We start from the raw sequence: 17,567 nt of genomic DNA on the forward strand, positions 1-17,567 counted from the left end.
CACAAAGGCCGTCAGAGCATCTCGGGGGATCAGAGTGGCAAGAATTGACCGCTACATGCTGTCGCAACTTCTGGTTATGTTCGGCTTTTTCGCTCTGGTGCTGGTGGCGCTGTTCTGGATCAACCGCGCGGTGGTCCTATTCGACCGTTTGATCGGCGATGGCCAATCTGCACTGGTGTTTTTGGAGTTCACGGCCCTTGGCCTGCCCAAGCTCATCGTCACCGTCCTGCCCATCGCGACCTTTGCCGCTTCGGTCTATGTGACCAACCGCATGTCGGGCGAATCTGAGTTGACCGTGCTGCAGGCCGCAGGCTCGGGCCCATGGCGGCTGGCTTGGCCTGTCTTTGTCTTCGGGCTGTGTGTGGCGGTGATGATGACGGTGCTCAGCCATTTTCTGGTGCCCATGGCGCAGGGTCAGTTGAAACAGCGCGAGGCCGAGATCTCGCGCAATCTCACCGCGCGACTGCTGACAGAGGGGACTTTTCTACACCCTTCCGACGATGTGACCTTCTACACTCGGGCCATCGACAACGATGGAGTGCTGCGTGATGTTTTTCTGTCGGATCGGCGCAAGGCCAATGAGGGGGTGATCTATACCGCCGCCGAAGCCTATCTGGCGCGTAATGGCGATAGCACGACGCTGATCATGCTCAGCGGTATGGCGCAGCGGCTGGACACCGAACGCAACCGTTTGGCCACGGCCAAATTCCGCGACTTTTCCTTTGATATTTCTCCCTTGGTGAGCAGTGGCGATGCGATTGACCCGTCGGTCAGCGCCATGGTGACGCCCGATCTGCTTTGGAATTGGGGCGAGGTTGCGGCGCAAACCGACACCACAGCGGGCGTCGTCGCCGAAGAGCTGCATGGCCGTTTTGCGCAACCGCTGTTTTGCCTCGTCGCGGCGATGATCGGTTTTGCCACTTTGATCCTTGGCGGCTTTTCCCGTTTTGGCGTCTGGCGCGAGGCGGTGATCGCCTTTGGCCTGCTCATCGCCATTGACGGGCTGCGGGGCACGATGGTGGTGCAAATCCGTGAGACCGCGGCCCTTTGGCCGCTGGCCTACCTGCCCTCGCTTATCGGGGCCGTGCTGACGCTGGTAATGCTTTGGCAGGCGGCACATCCGCGCTGGATAAGGCGGCGGCTACGTGGCAAAGGGGCGGCCGCATGATCCTCCATCTCTACTTCGCCCGCCGCTTTTTCATGAGCTTTCTCGTCATCACCGGCGTGCTGGCCGCCTTGGTGATGCTGGTCGATGGTGTGGATCAGGCCCGGCGCTTTGCCGATGATGATGTGGGCTGGGATCAGGTCTTGGGGATGACGCTGCTGCACATGCCGCAGACCATCAATATGATCCTGCCGCTGATCATGATCCTTGCCACGGTGGCGCTTTTCATCGGTCTTGCGCGGTCCTCGGAGTTGGTGGTGACCCGTGCCGCAGGCCGCTCTGCCCTGCGTGCGCTGGTGGCACCGGTGGTGGTGGCGCTGATCATCGGCACGTTGGCGGTGGCCTTTCTCAACCCCATCGTCGCCGCGACCAGTGAACGGGCCGAGCAACTGACCCAGAAATACCGCTCCAACGGTCGCTCGGCCCTGTCGGTGAGCGACGAGGGGCTTTGGCTGCGTCAGGGCACGGAAGAAGGCCAATCGGTCATTCGCGCGTGGCGCACCAACAGCGATGCCTCCGTTCTCTATAATGTGACGATCATCAGCTATGACGCCGAGAAAGGTCCGATCCGCCGGATCGAAGCCGAAAGCGCGCAGCTGAGCGGTGGCGACTGGGAATTGACCGGTGCCAAGATTTGGCCGCTGGAGGCCGGGGTGAACGCCGAAGGCGCCTCTGAAGAGCATGAGACCCTGACCATCCCCTCATCCCTGACCGTTGAGCGCATCCGCGAGAGCATTGGCCGGGTGGCTGCCGTGTCCATCTACGAGTTGCCAGAGTTCATCCGCCAGTTGGAACAGGCGGGTTTCAGCACGCGCCAGCATGAGGTCTGGTTGCAGGCCGAACTGGCGCGGCCCTTCTTTCTGGTCGCCATGGTTCTGGTTGCGAGCGCATTCACCATGCGCCATACCCGCTTTGGGGGGACCGGCATTGCTGTGCTGGCCTCGATTTTGCTGGGGTTCGGTTTGTATTTCATTCGCAGTTTCGCACAGATCCTTGGCGAAAACGGCCAGATCCCCGTGACACTCGCCGCTTGGGCCCCGCCCGTGGCCGCGATTTTTCTGGCGTTAGGCCTGCTTTTGCACGCGGAGGATGGCTGACATGCGCGCGGCCCTTGTTGGACTTGCCCTTACTTTTGCGCCCCTGACTTTCGCGCCGCTGACGGTCAGCGCACAGACCGCCCCGGCCAGCGACCGCCCCGCCGTTCTGGTGGCCGATCAGGTGTTCATTACCCGTGACAAGGTCTTGGTTGCGCAGGGAAATGTCGAGGCCTTCCAAGGTGAGACGCGGCTGCGCGCCACGGCGATCCGCTATGATCAGGCCACCGGCGCGCTCAGCATCGAAGGGCCGATTGTGCTGTCGGAGGGCGAGAATACCACGATCCTCGCCGATGCGGCCTCCCTTGATGCAGGGTTGCAATCGGGGCTGCTGCGCGGCGCGCGGATGATCCTTGAGCAGCAGTTGCAGCTTGCTGCCGTGCAGATCAATCGGGTCGAAGGGCGCTATAGTCAACTTTACAAAGCCTCCGTAACCTCTTGCAAAGTATGCGAAGATGGCGAAACGCCACTTTGGCAGATCCGCGCCAAACGGGTGGTGCATGACCAATTGGCCCAGCAGCTTTACTTTGACGAGGCGCAGTTTCGCATCAAAAACGTGCCCGTCGCCTATCTGCCGCGCCTGCGCCTGCCCGACCCGACATTGGACCGCGCAACCGGCTTTCTCGCCCCCTCGGTGCGCTCAACCTCGCAATTGGGCGTGGGGCTGAAACTGCCCTATTTCATCAAGATTGGCGATCACCGCGATCTGACGCTGACGCCCTATCTTTCCGCCGAAACCCGCACGCTTGAATTCCGCTACCGACAGGCTTTCGTCGCTGGCCGGATCGACTTTGACGGCGCGATCACCGATGACGAATTGGAGCCGGGTGAAACCCGTGGCTACCTGTTTGGCACCGGCACCTTCGATCTGCGGCGGGACTACAAACTTTACTTCGGGATCGAGGTCACCAGCGACCGGTCCTACCTCAGTGACTACGGCTATTCCGACAAGGACCGCCTGACCAGCGAGTTGACCGTCAGCCGCGCGCGGCGGGATCAATATGTGCGCGCAAGCCTGCTGAACTACCAGTCGCTGCGCGATGGCGAAGACAATGATCTGTTGCCCAATCTCGTCTTGGACGGCGAACACCAGCGGCGCTATTTCCCCACGTCACTTGGTGGCGAAGTTCGTCTGACGCTTGAGGCCCATAGCCACCGCCGGGCCTCTGATCTCAGCACCGATGGCGACGGCGATGGCGAAGCCGACGGGCGCGACGTGTCGCGGCTCAATGGCGAGGCTGAATGGCTGCGGCGCTTTACCTTTGGCAACGGTCTGGTCACCGATCTTCGGGCCGGGGCGAGCTTTGGTCTGTTCAACATCGCGCAGGATGCCTTTTACAGTGAGCGGCACTACGACCTCGTCCCGCATGCCTCTGTTGCATTTCGCTACCCCATGCAGCGCCGCGAGGCGCGCGGTGTGGTGCAACAGTTCGAACCGATTGTGCAGTTCGGCTGGACCGGGGGGACCGGCTCAATATCCCGAATGAGGAAAGCACGCTGGTCGAATATGACGAGGGCAACTTCTTGTCGCTCAGCCGCTTTCCGCGCCCCGACCGGCGTGAACGCGGTGCGGTCGCGGCTTTCGGTGTGAACTGGGCGCGGATTGATCCGACCGGTTTGGATACCAGCTTTTCTTTTGGGCAGGTAATCCGGGCCAAGGCCGATGATGCCTTCACCTTTAGCTCGGGGTTGCAGGGCACCCATTCCGATTTCCTGCTGGCCGGGCAATTGCGCAGCGACGACGGTTTGGCGCTCATTGGGCGCGGGTTGATCGATGATGATTTCGAAGTCGCCAAGGCCGAGCTGCGCGGCATCTGGGATTTCAAACGCGGGCAGATCGCGGGCAGCTATGTCTGGCTGCACGAAGACGCCGCAGAGGACCGCGACGAAGATGTGTCAGAGATCACCTTTGACGGCAGCTATTCGATCAACAGCCAATGGCAAGCTTCGGCCGAATGGCGGTTCGACCTCGCTGATGAACGCGCCGCGACGGCAGGACTTGGCCTGAGCTACAACAATGAATGCGTGCAGGTCGACCTTTCCGTTAACCGCAGCTATTCATCCTCAACAAGTGTTGAGCCCTCAACGGATATCGGTTTTAACATCGGCCTCAGGGGCTTTGCCGCAAACACCGGAACAGAAAGATACGTACGCTCATGTGGGAAGTAACGAAACAGACAGTCCGTGCCGGGATCCGTGGCACTGCGGCGCTCGCCCTTGCGTTGGTCGTCGGCCAATCCGCAGCGGCGCAGAACCTTTTTGCGCCCGTGGCCCGTGTCAACGATGAGGTCATTACCGGTTACGAAGTCCAGCAGCGGCAGCGTTTCATGCAGCTGATCGGCGCACCGGGAACGGATACCAACAGCGTGATCGACAGTCTGATCGACGACCGGCTGCGCGGGCAAGTGCTTGACCAAGCCGGGCTCGAAGTCACGCCAGAGGGCATTCAATCCGGCATGTCCGAATTTGCCAGCCGCGCGGATCTGACGACCGAAGAATTTCTCAAGGTTCTGGGTCAGGCGCAGATCTCGGAAGAGACCTTTCGTGACTTCATCGTGATCAGCGCCGCGTGGCGTGATCTGATCCGCGCGCGCTATAATGGCCGCGTCGACATTACCGACGAAGAGGTCGACCGCGCCCTTGGCAGCAGCCGGGGCAACAATGGCCTGCGCGTGCTTTTGTCCGAGATCATCATCCCCGCCCCGCCGCAGAACGCCGATCAGGTGAATGCGCTGGCCGCGCGGATCGCGCAAAGCCGGACTGAGGCTGAGTTCTCGTCCTATGCGAGCCAATATTCCGCCACCGCCTCACGCGGGCGCGGCGGCAAGATGCCTTGGACCCCGCTTGAAAATCTGCCCGCCAGCCTGCGCCCGATCCTGCTGGCGCTTGCCCCCGGTGAGGTGACGGCCCCGCTGCCGATCCCCAACGCCGTGGCCCTGTTCCAGCTGCGCGGCATCGAAGAGACTGGCAAGCCCAGCGTTGAATATTCCGAGATTGACTACGCCGCCTATTACATCCCCGGTGGCCGGTCCGAGGCCGCCCTGTCGCGCGCGGCGCAGCTGCGCGGTCAGGTAGATCAATGTGATGACCTTTACGGTGTTGCCAAGGGACAGCCCGCCAATGTGCTCGACCGCGGTTCAAAGGCACCGGCAGAGATTCCGCAGGACGTGGCCATCGAACTGGCCAAACTCGACCCCGGCGAAGTCTCGACCACGCTGACCCGTGCCAATGGGGAGACCTTGGTGTTCCTCATGCTGTGCAACCGCACCACGGCGGCCAATGCCGATGTGAACCGCGACGCGGTGGTAAGCTCAATCCGGCAGCGCAAGCTTGAGGGCTACGCCACGCAACTGTTGGAACAGGCCCGCGCCGAAGCCCGTATCACCCGCCAATGAGCGGCCCCTCCCGGCCGGTGGCCATCACCTGCGGTGAACCCGCAGGTATCGGCCCAGAGATCGCCGCCCGTGCTTGGGCGGCGCTTTCGTCTGACATCCCGATGTTCTGGATCGGCGACCCGCGCCACCTGCCCACGGATGTGCCGCACCGTTTTATCGACAGTGCGGATGATGTGGGCTGGCCAAATGCCGATGCGCTGCCTGTGTTGCCTTACGCTTTTGACAGTGCCGCGCTCGCCGGGGTGCCGCAGCCCGGCCATGCGCAGGGGGTGATTGGCGTGATCGCCCGCGCAGTCGATCTGGTGCAAACGGGGGCCGCTTGTGCCATCTGCACCGCGCCGATCCACAAGAAGGCGCTGCAGGACGGCGCGAATTTCGCCTACCCCGGCCATACCGAATATCTCGCAGCACTTGCTGGTGTCGACGACGTGGTGATGATGCTGGCCTCTGACCAGTTGCGCGTCGTGCCCGCCACGATCCACATCGCGTTGGATCAGGTGCCGCAGGCGCTGACAGCCGCGGGCCTGCGCCGCACGATTGAGATCACGGCGCAGGAATTGCAGAACCGTTTCGGTGTTGAACGTCCGCGCATTGCTGTGGCCGGGCTGAACCCCCACGCGGGCGAAGGCGGCAGCATGGGGCAGCAAGAGATCGACTGGATCGCGCCGCTGATTATCGAAATGCAAGGCGAAGGCTATGCCCTGGCCGGGCCGCTGCCCGCCGATACGATGTTCCACGCCCGCGCCCGCGCAGGCTATGACGCGGCGGTGGCGATGTATCACGACCAAGCGCTGATCCCGATCAAGACGTTGGACTTTGACCGGGGGTGAATGTGACGCTGGGGTTGCCTTTCGTGCGCACCTCCCCGATCACGGCACCGCCTTTGACATCGCGGGCCAAGGGCGCGCCAACCCGACCAGCATGATCGAAGCGATCAAACTGGCATGGCAGATGGGCCAAAAAATATGAGTGCAATCGACAACCTTCCGCCGCTGCGCGAGGTGATCAACACCCACGAACTGGCCGCGCGGAAGTCGCTCGGCCAGAACTTCCTGCTGGACCTGAACCTCACGGCCAAGATCGCACGGCAAGCGGGGGATATGGCCGATTGCGACGTGCTGGAAATCGGCCCCGGCCCCGGTGGCCTCACCCGTGGGCTGCTGGCCGAGGGCGCGCGGCACGTGCTGGCGATCGAGAAAGACCGCCGCTGCCTGCCCGCGCTGGCCGAGGTCGCAGAACATTACCCCGGTCGCCTGACGGTGATCGAAGGCGACGCGCTGGAGATCGACCCGCTGAGCCATCTGACCCCGCCGATCCGCGTGGCCGCCAACCTGCCCTATAACGTCGGGACCGAGTTGCTGGTGCGCTGGCTCACCCCGCCTGAGTGGCCGCCGTTTTGGCAAAGCCTGACGCTGATGTTCCAACGCGAAGTGGCCGAGCGGATCGTCGCGACGCCCGGCTCCAAAGCCTATGGGCGGCTGGCCGTGCTGGCGCAATGGCGCAGCGATGCGCGTATCGTCATGCAATTGCCGCCGGGGGCTTTCACACCGCCGCCAAAGGTCTCGTCGAGTGTGGTGCATCTGACCGCCCTGCCCGAGCCGCGCTATCCGGCTGATCCCGCCGTGCTCAGCCGCGTGGTCGCGATGGCGTTCAATCAACGTCGCAAGATGCTGCGCTCGGCCCTCAAGGGCGCCGCGCCGGATATCGAAGATCGCCTTCACGCCGCCGGGCTGAAACCCACCGACCGGGCCGAGCAGGTGCCGCTAGAGGGCTTCTGCGCCCTTGCCCGTGAAATCGCCAAGGGGTGAAAATGTTCTACCGTCTATTGCTCGTCTGCACGCTGCTGCTGACGCTTTCCGCCTGTGCCTTGCCCCGCAACGGGCCACCACCACTGGGGACTGAGGCCGATATTTCGGCGCTGACCCGTGCCATTACAGAACTCTCGCCCAGTGTGGACCCGGCAGAGGCCGCCCGTGCAGCGCGGATCGCCTACCGTCATACCCATGAGCTGGCGATTTCCTATCAAATCACCGACCCGCCGCTGATCCATAACGTGAAGGTCAACAACGGCAGCAAGCCACGGGGCCTGTGTTGGCATTGGGCCGAGGATCTGGAGAAACGGCTGTTGGCCGAAGATTTCGCCACGCTCGACATGCACCGCGCCATCGCCAATGGCGACTCGCGATTGTTGCTGGATCATTCGACGGCCATCATCTCGGCGGCGGGTGCCCAGATGGAGGCAGGGCTTGTCCTTGATCCATGGCGGCAGGGCGGCGAGTTGTTCTGGTCGCCGGTCATGAGCGACCCGCGCTACGACTGGGAGCCGCGTGAAGAAGTGCTGCGGCGTAACGGGCGTGTCAGATATGTGCAGGCGGGGATGGAAGGGTAAGCCCACCCCGCGCGCCCTACCAATGGCCTACACGAAAAAGCCCCGCAATTTGCGGGGCTTTTGTTATTCTGCGGCTTTGGCGGTGTCGTTACCGTCGCCATCGCTGCCATTGTCCTGCGGCTGTGCCTCTGCCGCTTTCGGCTTGGGCTTGCGACGCGGGGCGCGTTTCGGCTTGGGCTTGCTTTCGGGCGTGTCGACCAGCGTGCTCTCTTCGCTGTTCGTTTCGGCCTCGGCTTGCTGCTGAGCGGGCTCTTGCTCGGGCTGTTTCTCCGCTTTTGGCTGATCGCCTTGCGGTTGGTTTCCCTGAGACTGATTGCCCTGAGGTTGATTTCCGCCCTGCTGCGCCTCGCGCTCCTGACGCTCTGCACGCTCGCGATCCCGTTCGGCTTGGCGCTCACGGTTCTGGCGCTCTTGCTCTTCGCGGCGCTGATCCACCTCGCGCTGCGCTTCGCTCAGCAGACGCAGATAATGCTCGGCGTGCTGTTGAAAGTTCTCGGCTGCAACACGGTCATTGCTCAACTGTGCATCGCGGGCCAGCTGGTTGTATTTCTCGATAACCTGCTGCGGCGTGCCGCGCACCTTACCCTCGGGGCCGGAGCTGTCAAAAACACGGTTGACGACATTGCCGCCGCCACCTTGCGACGAGCGTTTGCGGTTATTCTTCGACCGGGAGCGTGATCTGGGAGAATTCATGGAATGATGTCAGCCTTGTGTGCTGTGTGTCGTTCACCGGGGGTGCAAAGCACGTCTTGAACCCGGCCTAAGCGATATGTTGGGCATAGTGCCGCGCGGGACCGCCTATGGCATCCACCGCTGCAACACCCCTGACTAACCATGCCAGACAGGCTTGGGCAAGAAGAAACTGCCGCTTGGCCTGCCAAAGAGCCGTTTTTTCGCGATTTCACGCCGGTTTATCGGCTGAAACGACCCTTGGCCGCCCATCCAGATCATGCGCCAGCGTCACCCGTCCCCAGCCTGCGGCGGCAAAGATTTCCTGCACCGCTTCACCCTGTTGCCAGCCGATTTCGACCATGACCCGGCCTTCGGGCGTGAGATAGCCCTGCGCCTCGGCGGCGATGATGCGATAGATGCTCAGCCCGTCCTGCCCATCGGTCAGCGCCATCTCTGGCTCGTGCTGACGCAGTTCCGGAGAGACCGCTGCCATTTCATCGGCAGCCAGATAGGGTGGATTCGACAAGATCAGATCAAAGCGCCCGTCAACGGCGCTGAACCAATCAGATTGACGGATGTCGGCCCGTTCGGCCACCCCATGCTGAACCGCATTGGCGCTGGCCTGAAGGCAGGCGGCTTCGGAAAGGTCAACGCCCAGCCCCGTCGCGCGCGCCCTTTCGGCCAGCAGGGTGACGAGGATACAGCCCGACCCGGTACCAAGGTCCAGAATGCGGGAGAAATCATTGCCGAGGGCCAGATCAATCAGGGTTTCCGTCTCAGGCCGCGGGTCAAGCACATCGCGGCTGATCGCAAAGTCGCGGCCATAGAATGCCCGCCGTCCAATGAGTTGTGAGACCGGTACCCGCACGGCCCGCAGAGCGATTAGCTGCTCAAAGCGTTCGGCGACCTCGGGGGCGATTTCCTCGGGCGCGATCAGGGTCACGCGGGCGGCATCCACGGCGGCGGCATGGGCCAACAAAAGCCGCGCATCCCGCGCCGGATCGGGCACGCCCGCCGCCCGGAGCCGACCGGCCGCGGCGGCCATGGCTTGGGCCGCGGTCTGGGGGCTCACCCCTCCATCTCCGACAATTGCCGCGCTTGGGCGTCGGCGGTCAGCGCATCGACGATCTCATCCAGATCGCCCTGCATCACGGCCTCAAGACGGTAGAGCGTCAGGTTGATCCGGTGGTCGGTCATCCGCCCTTGGGGGAAGTTATAGGTTCGGATGCGCTCGGACCGGTCGCCCGAGCCCACCTGCGCCGCGCGGTCGGCGGACCGTGCGCTGTCGATCCGGCTGCGCTCCATGTCATAGAGCCGCGCTTTGAGCACCTGCATTGCCTTGTCGCGGTTGCGGTGCTGGGATTTCTCGGATGAGGTCACCACGATCCCGGTTGGGATATGGGTGATGCGCACGGCGGAATCGGTGGTATTAACGTGCTGGCCGCCCGCACCCGAGGAGCGCATTGTATCGATCCGCAGGTCATTTGCGTTGATCTCGATATCCACGTCCTCGGCTTCGGGCAGCACCGCCACGGTGGCTGCCGAGGTATGGATACGCCCGCCGCTTTCGGTTGAGGGCACGCGCTGCACGCGGTGCACGCCGCTTTCGAACTTCAGCCGGGCAAAAACGTTCTGGCCGGTGATATGGGCCACGACTTCCTTCACGCCGCCCAACTCGGTCATCTGGCTTTCGATAAGGTCAAATCCCCAGCCGCGCGCTTCGGCATAGCGCTGGTACATGCGCAGCAGATCGCCTGCGAACAAAGCGGCCTCATCGCCGCCAGTGCCGGGGCGGATCTCCAACATCGCGGGCTTCGCATCGGCGGAATCGCGCGGCAGAAGCGCCAGTTGCAACCCCTGCTCCACCTCCGGCAGACGTGCCCGCAGACGCGGCAGTTCTTCGCGCGCAAGCTCGGCCATCTCGGGGTCTTTCAGCATCTCTTGGGCTTCTTCAAGGTCGCGCTGAAGCTGCTGGTAAAGGTCGATTTGATCCACCACGGGCTTCAAATCACTGTATTCTTTGGCGAGGGCTGCAAAATCGGCCCCATCGGAGCCAGCAGACATGCTGGCCTCCAGAAACTGGAAGCGTTGCGAGATTTGCGCGAGGCGGTGCATCGGGATCATGGGGTTCCTGTCGCTTATGCAAAAGCTTTGGTCAAGAGGCGGCTTATGCTATCATGGGCTATGAAACGCATCATGCCGCTCACCTGCCTTGTGGCCCTGACGGCCCTGCACCCTGCCCTTGCGGATGTCAAAGCGCCGGGCGGCAAGACGATTGATTGCTATTGCACCAACAGCACCGGCGCCCGTGTGGAACTGGGTGAAACTATCTGCCTACAGGTCGGTGGGCGCATGTTCATGGCGCAATGCCAGATGTCGCTCAACGTGCCGATGTGGCGCGAGGTGCAGCAAGGCTGCCTGTCATCGCGCCTCAATCTGAGCGAGCCAGCCGTTGACCCGTTTGGCGTTGACACCCAGATCTGACCGGCCAAAGCGCGAGCGGCCATAGACTTCCATGTAGCGCGGATTAGCGCCGTAGACGCCGATGGTGGTGAAATCTGGATAGCCCATCAATTTGGTGCGGGTGACATAGGTGACCTGCCCCTCGGCCAGTGATCCGGCGACGACCTCGGTACGCGGGGTCTGCATGATGGCACTATCAAGCTGCGCCAAAGTCTCTTGCCCGTCGCCGTCAACCGGTGCGCGCCAGATATAGCTGTTGGTGCCTTGGGTCTTGCCCATCTTTTGCCCTTCGGCCTGCGCATGCCAACGCGCGGTATCGGTTGGCGCAAATCGGACATAGGCCACCAAGGCGACGAGGGCGATCACGATGATCCAGAACAGCATTTTAAGCACCTTTCAAAGGTCGGCGATTTGAGGCGACGCAGGTGGTCGCGGTGAGGTGGGCGGCCCCCAAGCCTGAGGGCTGCCCGATGAAGTTGTGGCCTTCGCTCACGCGGTTCTCATGCGGTGGCCCAGCAACGACAGAATCTCGGTCGCGACATGCGCGCCCGCGATCGCTGTCGCGCCTGTGGTGTCGAAGGGCGGAGAGACCTCAACCACGTCGCCGCCCATGATGTTGATCCCGGCCAGATCGCGCAGCATGATCGAGGTCTGCGCCGAGGTCAGCCCACCCCAGACCGGCGTGCCGGTGCCGGGGGCAAAGGCCGGATCGAGCGCGTCGATGTCGAAGGTCAGATAACAAGGCCGGTCGCCGAGGATTTCCTTGATCTTGGCAACGGTCGCCTGCGGCCCTTTTTCATGCACCTCACGTGCGTCGATGATGTTGACGCCCATCGTGTCTTCGTTGGTGGTGCGGATGCCGACCTGCACGCTGGTCGCGGGATCGACGATACCGGACTTCACGGCCTTGTAGAACATGGTGCCGTGATCGATCCGGTCCATGTCGTCGTCGGCCCATGTATCGGTGTGAGCGTCGAACTGTAACAGGCTGATCGGCCCGTATTTTTCGGCATAGGCCTTGAGGATCGGGAAGGAGATATAGTGATCCCCGCCCAGCACGACCGAGGCCGCACCGGCATCCAGAATGGTCTTGATATGCGCAATGAGTGCCGCCGGAAACTGGCTGACATGGCCATAGTCGAAAGCCAGATCGCCATAATCCGCGATGGCGAATTCGCTCAGCACGTCAAAGTCCCAGCCATAGGGCGCGTCGGGCGCTTGCAGCGCGCTCGCCTCGCGGATGGCGCGGGGGCCAAGGCGGGTGCCGGGGCGATTGGTCACCGCTTGGTCAAAGGGCACGCCGGTTACGGCAATGTCCACGCCGGTCAGATCTTTGGTGTATTTGCGTCGCAGGAAGGAGGTCGCACCGCCAAAGGTCAACTCATAGCTCGGCCCTTTGAGGTCCTCGCGGGTAAAGGCCATATCCATCTGTTTGGCCGCGTCTTCCAGTGCCATTACTTGCCTCCTGCTGGCTGTGCCCGCTCAACGATGCGGGCGAAAAAGGATGCGCCGAGCGGCGCGATCTCGTCGTTGAAGTCGTATTCCGGATGATGCAGCCCCGCGCCCTTACCGGTCCCGAGGAACAGATAGGCACCGGGGCGTTTTTCAAGCATAAAGCTGAAATCTTCCGCGCCCATTTCGCGGCCATAGTCGCCATGCACGCGGTCCGCGCCCACCACTTCGCTTGCCGCCGCGATGGCGGTTTCGGTCTTGGCGGGATCGTTGACCGTGGCGGGATAGCCGACCTCATAGACCAGCTCGGCTGAAACGTCATAGCTTGCCGCCTGCCCGTCCACGATCTGCTGCATGCGGCGCATCACCATCTCCTGCACCTCGCGGTCAAAGGTGCGCACGGTGCCGTTGATATAGGCGGTCTCAGGAATGATGTTATCGGCGCTTCCGGTGTGGATTTGCGTGACCGAAACCACCAGATCCTGTGCCGCGACATGATTGCGGCTGACGATGGTCTGGATCGCTGTGGCGATGCCGCAGGCCGCCACCACAGGGTCGCGGGTGTCATGGGGCATCGCGCCATGGCCGCCTTTGCCCTTGATGTGAATGTGAAACTCGTCCACCGCTGCCATGAACGGCCCCGGGGTGGTGAAAAACGCACCTTCGTCCAACCCGGGCATGTTGTGGATGCCGTAGACCTGCGCGATGTCGAACCGCTCCATGATGCCTTCTTCGACCATAATACCAGCGCCGCCGCTGGCCTCTTCAGCAGGTTGAAAGATTAGCGCCACCCGGCCCGAAAAATTGCGTGTTTCGGCCAAATAACGCGCGGCGCCCAGCAACATCGTGGTATGCCCATCATGCCCGCAGGCGTGCATTTTGCCCATGCGGGTGCTGGCGTAGTCCTTGCCCGTCGCTTCATGTATGGGCAGGGCATCCATATCGGCGCGCAGGCCGATCGTCGGCCCTGCGCCCTGCCCGTTGATGATCGCAACCAGACCGGTTGTCGCGATGCCTTCGTGCAGTTCATCGACGCCAAATTCCCGCAGCCGTTCGGCGACAAAGGCCGCCGTCTCATGACATTCCAGATCCAACTCAGGGATGCTATGCAAATGGCGCCGCCACGCTGTCATATCCTCCGCAAAGGCATTGATCCGGTTTACCACGGGCATGGGCTGGACTCCTTGGGGTTGGTTTGGTCAGGGTGCATCTGACACCAGACATACGGGGCCTGCAATGCCGGACAACACAAAAGCCGATCTCATTCACGATTCCGATGCGGGCATTGAACGGCTGCTTGAAATCATGCGCCGCCTGCGTGATCCCGACACCGGCTGCCCCTGGGATATCGAACAGGATTTCGATAGCATCGCCCCCTATACCATTGAAGAGGCTTATGAAGTTGCCGATGCCATTGCCCGCCGCGATTGGGCGGAACTTGAGGGCGAACTGGGCGATCTGCTGCTGCAATCGGTCTATCACACGGCCATGGGCGAAGAAGCGGGGCATTTCACCTTTCAATCTGTGGTGCGCAACATCAGCGATAAGATGGTGGCGCGCCACCCGCATGTCTTTGGCGACGAATCCCGCGACAAGAGCGCCGAACAGCAAACCGCCGATTGGGAAAAGATCAAAGCCGCAGAGCGCGCTGGCAAAGCACAGGGCGGCACGCTGGACGGGGTGGCGATCGGCCTGCCCGCTTTGTTGCGCGCGATGAAATTGCAAAAACGCGCAGCGCGGGTCGGCTTTGATTGGCCCGAGACGACACAGGTGCTGGACAAAATCACCGAAGAGGCCGCCGAATTGGTCGAGGCGAAAGATACGCTTTCGCAGGCCGAGGTTGAGGAGGAATACGGCGATCTGCTGTTTGTGATGGCCAATCTGGGCCGCCACCTTGGGCTCGACCCCGAAGCCGCCCTGCGCGCTGCAAATGCCAAATTCACCCGCCGGTTTGAAGGGATTGAAGCGCGGCTCGCGGCCATGGGCAAAACCCCGCAAGACAGTGATCTGTCTGAGATGGATGCGCTTTGGGATGCCGTGAAACTGGCGGAACGCGGCTAATCGCCGGGCCTGCGGCTGGACAAAGACATGAGCCTCCGGCAAGGCTCTGCCCCAAGCAATTTGACGAAAGTAAGCCCATGACCCCGCGCAAAATCATCATCGACACCGACCCCGGACAGGACGACGCCGTCGCGATCCTCCTTGCGCTGGCCAGCCCCGAAGAGATCGACGTGCTGGGCATCACCTGTGTCGCGGGCAACGTGCCGCTGGAGCTGACCTCGAAAAATGCGCGCATCGTCTGCGAATTGGCGGGGCACCGGGATGTAAAGGTCCTTGCCGGTTGCGACCGCCCGCTGGGCCGTGACTTGGTGACGGCAGAACATGTGCACGGCAAGACCGGCCTTGATGGCCCCGACCTGCCCGACCCCACCATGCCGCTGGCCGAGGGGCATGGCGTCGATTTCATCATCGAACAGATCCGCGCCCATCCCGCAGGCAGCGTGACCCTCTGCCCCTTGGGCCCGCTCACCAATATTGCGACCGCCCTGCAAAAGGCGCCCGATATCGCCGAAAAGGTGCAAGAGATCGTGCTGATGGGCGGTGGCTATTTCGAAGGGGGCAATATTACCCCCACGGCGGAGTTCAACATCTACGTCGACCCCCATGCCGCTGATATCGTGTTTAAATCAGGTATTCCCATCGTCGTGATGCCGCTGGACGTGACCCATAAGGCGCTGGTCACCAAACCGCGCAACGATGCCTTCCGCGCGATTGGCACGCCGGTGGGTGTCGCCGTGGCCGAAATGACCGATTTCTTCGAGCGGTTCGACAAAGAGAAATACGGCTCCGAAGGCGCGCCGTTGCATGACCCTTGCGTCACCGCCTATCTAATCAACCCCGATCTGTTCAAAGGTCGCCATATCAACGTCGAGATCGAGACTGTGTCTGAACTGACCATGGGCATGACCGTAGCCGATTGGTGGGGCGTGACAGACCGCGCGCCCAACGCGCTTTTCGTGGGCGACCTTGATGCCGATGGGTTCTTTGCGCTGCTCACCGAAAGGCTGGCCCGTCTATGAGCGCACATCTCACCCTCGGCGCGCCTGAGCATCTTGATAAACTGGTAGGGCTGGTCGCGGCCTTTCATGCCGAAGCGGGCATTGAGATGACCGATGAGCAGCGCCGCAACGGATTGGCGCCGCTGCTGGAGGGGATCCCCCATGGGGCCGCCTATCTGATCGGCCCGCCCCGCGCGCCGATTGGCTATGTGGTGATCTGTTTCGGCTGGTCGGTTGAATTCGGCGGGCTGGACGCCATCATTGATGAAATCTACGTCCGTCCCGGCGTGCGGGGGCGCGGCATTGCCTCGGAAGCGCTGATCGCTCTGCCACGGGCGCTTGCCGCAGGCGGGTTGCGCGCCATCCATCTTGAGGTGGACCGCACCAATAAAGCGGCGCTCAAAGTCTATACCCGTGCGGGCTTCCGCCCCCGCGAGGATTACATGCTTATGTCTCGGAAACTGTGATGCGTATTCCCTTTGATAACAGCTATGCCACCCTGCCCGACGGGTTCTTTACCCGGCTCGACCCGACGCCGGTAAAAGAACCCAAGCTCTTGGCATGGAACGACGATCTGGCGGCGTCGCTCGGAATCGAAGGCGGCGATGCAAAGACCCGCGCGCAGGTTTTCGGCGGCAATGCGGTGCCCGCAGGGGCGGCCCCCTTGGCGCAGCTTTACGCCGGGCATCAGTTCGGCAATTTCAACCCGCAGCTTGGCGATGGCCGTGCGATCCTGCTGGGCGAGGTCGTCGACAGCGTCGGCAAGCGCCGTGACATTCAGCTCAAAGGCTCCGGCCCGACGCCCTATTCGCGTATGGGCGATGGCCGCGCCTGGGTTGGGCCGGTGCTGCGCGAATATCTAATCAGCGAGGCGATGCATGCGCTCGGCGTGCCGACCACCCGGGCCCTCGCCGTCGTTGCCACCGGGGAGCCGATCCTGCGCGAAAGCGGCCCTCTGCCCGGCGCCATCGTCACCCGCGTCGCCGCAAGCCATCTGCGCGTCGGCACCTTTCAAGTCTTTGCCCATCGCGGAGAGACGGAGGCGCTCAAAACCCTCACCGACTATGCCATTGCGCGGCATTATCCCGATGCCGAGGGTCCGCTTGACCTTCTGCGCGCGGTCTGTGCCGCGCAGGCAGAGCTGGTGGCGCAGTGGATGTCCTTCGGCTTTATCCACGGGGTGATGAACACCGATAATTGCAGCATCTCAGGCGAGACGATCGACTATGGCCCCTGCGCCTTTATGGATGCCTTTCATCAGGGCCGTGTGTTCAGTTCCATCGACCGGCAGGGCCGTTATGCCTATGGCAATCAACCGCAGATCGTTGTGTGGAACATGGCGCAGCTTGCGACCTCGCTTTTACAGCAGATGGACGACAAAGAGACCGCCGTCGAAGACGCCACCGAAATCGTGCATGACATGCCCGAGTTGGTCGAAGCCGCATGGCTGCGGCGTTTTGCGGCCAAACTCGGGATTTCCAATCCTCGACCCGAGGATGTGGATCTGATCAACGAACTGCTGAGCCTGATGCAAACGGACGGCTCGGATTTCACCAACACGTTCCGCGCCCTTGGGACCGATCAAGCGCGTGATCACTTTACCAACCGCGATGCCTTTGACGCATGGGCCGAAAACTGGCGCAGCCGGATCAAGGATGAGCCGGACCCGCAGGCGGTCATGCAGGCGGCGAACCCCGCCGTGATCCCGCGCAACCACCGGATTGAGCAGATGATCGAAGCCGCCGTTGCGGGCGACATGGCCCCGTTCGAGCGGTTGATGACAGCGCTGGCGACGCCCTTTGAAGAGACCGATCCCGAGCTTCAGCGCCCGCCGACCGAAGATGAGATCGTCCCGGCGACCTTCTGCGGGACCTGAAG

The 17,567-nt window shown here is 62.3% G+C and carries 18 protein-coding genes and 1 pseudogene; 13 read left to right on the plus strand and 6 right to left on the minus strand.

The annotated features are described in order from the left end of the window. The first annotated feature begins 34 nt into the window (after positions 1-34). The 8 genes and pseudogenes from lptF to ACFQAU_RS16230 all read left to right on the plus strand — a co-directional run bounded on the left by lptF (position 35) and on the right by ACFQAU_RS16230 (position 8,043). Positions 35-1,168 carry an LPS export ABC transporter permease LptF gene (gene lptF, locus ACFQAU_RS16195; RefSeq protein WP_132443435.1) on the plus strand — a complete coding sequence of 378 codons (1,134 nt, stop codon included), beginning with the start codon at positions 35-37 and terminating at the stop codon, positions 1,166-1,168. Beyond that, positions 1,165-2,262, plus strand: a complete 1,098-nt coding sequence (lptG, locus tag ACFQAU_RS16200) for an LPS export ABC transporter permease LptG (RefSeq protein ID WP_132443436.1) — start codon at positions 1,165-1,167, stop codon at positions 2,260-2,262. Before lptF ends, lptG begins: the two co-directional genes overlap by 4 nt. A gap of 1 nt (position 2,263) precedes the next feature. After that, the gene (locus ACFQAU_RS16205) at positions 2,264-3,850 is read left to right on the plus strand and encodes an LPS-assembly protein LptD (RefSeq protein WP_386283446.1); all 1,587 of its coding nucleotides are present in this window, start codon (positions 2,264-2,266) and stop codon (positions 3,848-3,850) included. Next, on the plus strand, positions 3,784-4,428 hold the full coding sequence (gene lptD, locus ACFQAU_RS16210) for an LPS assembly protein LptD (protein ID WP_386283452.1): 645 nt from the start codon (positions 3,784-3,786) through the stop codon (positions 4,426-4,428). The genes ACFQAU_RS16205 and lptD overlap by 67 nt, the downstream gene beginning before the upstream one ends. Then, positions 4,416-5,654, plus strand: coding sequence for a peptidylprolyl isomerase (locus tag ACFQAU_RS16215; RefSeq protein WP_120351024.1), 1,239 nt, complete (start codon positions 4,416-4,418; stop codon positions 5,652-5,654). The genes lptD and ACFQAU_RS16215 overlap by 13 nt, the downstream gene beginning before the upstream one ends. Beyond that, a pseudogene (gene pdxA / locus ACFQAU_RS16220) lies at positions 5,651-6,623 on the plus strand (4-hydroxythreonine-4-phosphate dehydrogenase PdxA). Before ACFQAU_RS16215 ends, pdxA begins: the two are co-directional and overlap by 4 nt. Further along, on the plus strand, positions 6,620-7,462 hold the full coding sequence (gene rsmA, locus ACFQAU_RS16225; RefSeq protein WP_132443439.1) for a 16S rRNA (adenine(1518)-N(6)/adenine(1519)-N(6))-dimethyltransferase RsmA: 843 nt from the start codon (positions 6,620-6,622) through the stop codon (positions 7,460-7,462). Before pdxA ends, rsmA begins: the two are co-directional and overlap by 4 nt. Positions 7,463-7,464: 2 nt before the next feature. Next, entirely contained in the window at positions 7,465-8,043 is a 579-nt protein-coding gene (locus ACFQAU_RS16230; protein ID WP_132443440.1) for a hypothetical protein, read from the plus strand. Between the two features lie 63 nt (positions 8,044-8,106). Here the strand turns inward: ACFQAU_RS16230 and ACFQAU_RS16235 are convergent, their stop codons facing one another. The 3 genes from ACFQAU_RS16235 to prfA all read right to left on the minus strand — a co-directional run bounded on the left by ACFQAU_RS16235 (position 8,107) and on the right by prfA (position 10,839). After that, entirely contained in the window at positions 8,107-8,736 is a 630-nt protein-coding gene (locus tag ACFQAU_RS16235; protein ID WP_132443441.1) for a DUF4167 domain-containing protein, read from the minus strand. Positions 8,737-8,944: 208 nt separating this feature from the next. Then, complete coding sequence (prmC, locus tag ACFQAU_RS16240; RefSeq protein WP_067629029.1) at positions 8,945-9,787, minus strand: peptide chain release factor N(5)-glutamine methyltransferase; 843 nt, start codon at positions 9,785-9,787, stop codon at positions 8,945-8,947. Then, the gene (gene prfA / locus ACFQAU_RS16245; protein ID WP_132443442.1) at positions 9,784-10,839 is read right to left on the minus strand and encodes a peptide chain release factor 1; all 1,056 of its coding nucleotides are present in this window, start codon (positions 10,837-10,839) and stop codon (positions 9,784-9,786) included. Before prfA ends, prmC begins: the two co-directional genes overlap by 4 nt. A 72-nt stretch (positions 10,840-10,911) precedes the next feature. Between prfA and ACFQAU_RS16250 the strand changes: the two genes are divergently transcribed. Continuing rightward, a complete protein-coding gene (locus ACFQAU_RS16250) occupies positions 10,912-11,199 on the plus strand; it encodes a hypothetical protein (RefSeq protein WP_386283460.1) in 288 nt (95 codons plus the stop codon). Here the strand turns inward: ACFQAU_RS16250 and ACFQAU_RS16255 are convergent. The 3 genes from ACFQAU_RS16255 to ACFQAU_RS16265 all read right to left on the minus strand — a co-directional run bounded on the left by ACFQAU_RS16255 (position 11,137) and on the right by ACFQAU_RS16265 (position 13,802). Further along, on the minus strand, positions 11,137-11,562 hold the full coding sequence (locus ACFQAU_RS16255) for a DUF1499 domain-containing protein (RefSeq protein ID WP_132443443.1): 426 nt from the start codon (positions 11,560-11,562) through the stop codon (positions 11,137-11,139). The two genes, ACFQAU_RS16250 and ACFQAU_RS16255, sit on opposite strands and share 63 nt — an antisense overlap. A 105-nt stretch (positions 11,563-11,667) precedes the next feature. Beyond that, on the minus strand, positions 11,668-12,633 hold the full coding sequence (speB, locus tag ACFQAU_RS16260; RefSeq protein ID WP_132443444.1) for an agmatinase: 966 nt from the start codon (positions 12,631-12,633) through the stop codon (positions 11,668-11,670). After that, positions 12,633-13,802, minus strand: coding sequence for a M20 aminoacylase family protein (locus ACFQAU_RS16265; protein WP_132443445.1), 1,170 nt, complete (start codon positions 13,800-13,802; stop codon positions 12,633-12,635). The genes speB and ACFQAU_RS16265 overlap by 1 nt, the downstream gene beginning before the upstream one ends. 64 nt (positions 13,803-13,866) lie before the next feature. On the opposite strand from ACFQAU_RS16265, the gene mazG reads away from it, so the two are divergent. The 4 genes from mazG to ACFQAU_RS16285 all read left to right on the plus strand — a co-directional run bounded on the left by mazG (position 13,867) and on the right by ACFQAU_RS16285 (position 17,565). Continuing rightward, positions 13,867-14,691 (plus strand): nucleoside triphosphate pyrophosphohydrolase, encoded by an 825-nt coding sequence (gene mazG, locus ACFQAU_RS16270; RefSeq protein WP_132443446.1) that lies wholly within the window; start codon positions 13,867-13,869, stop codon positions 14,689-14,691. Positions 14,692-14,768: 77 nt separating this feature from the next. Beyond that, positions 14,769-15,710, plus strand: coding sequence for a nucleoside hydrolase (locus ACFQAU_RS16275; protein ID WP_132443447.1), 942 nt, complete (start codon positions 14,769-14,771; stop codon positions 15,708-15,710). Next, positions 15,707-16,156: a GNAT family N-acetyltransferase gene (locus ACFQAU_RS16280; protein WP_132443448.1), complete on the plus strand. Its 450-nt coding sequence runs from the start codon at positions 15,707-15,709 to the stop codon at positions 16,154-16,156. The genes ACFQAU_RS16275 and ACFQAU_RS16280 overlap by 4 nt, the downstream gene beginning before the upstream one ends. Beyond that, on the plus strand, positions 16,156-17,565 hold the full coding sequence (locus ACFQAU_RS16285; RefSeq protein WP_132443449.1) for a protein adenylyltransferase SelO: 1,410 nt from the start codon (positions 16,156-16,158) through the stop codon (positions 17,563-17,565). The genes ACFQAU_RS16280 and ACFQAU_RS16285 overlap by 1 nt, the downstream gene beginning before the upstream one ends. The last annotated feature ends 2 nt before the right edge of the window (positions 17,566-17,567 follow it).

The sequence above is a fragment of the Sulfitobacter profundi genome (assembly GCF_042661425.1).
Classification (GTDB): Bacteria; Pseudomonadota; Alphaproteobacteria; order Rhodobacterales; family Rhodobacteraceae; genus Sulfitobacter; species Sulfitobacter profundi.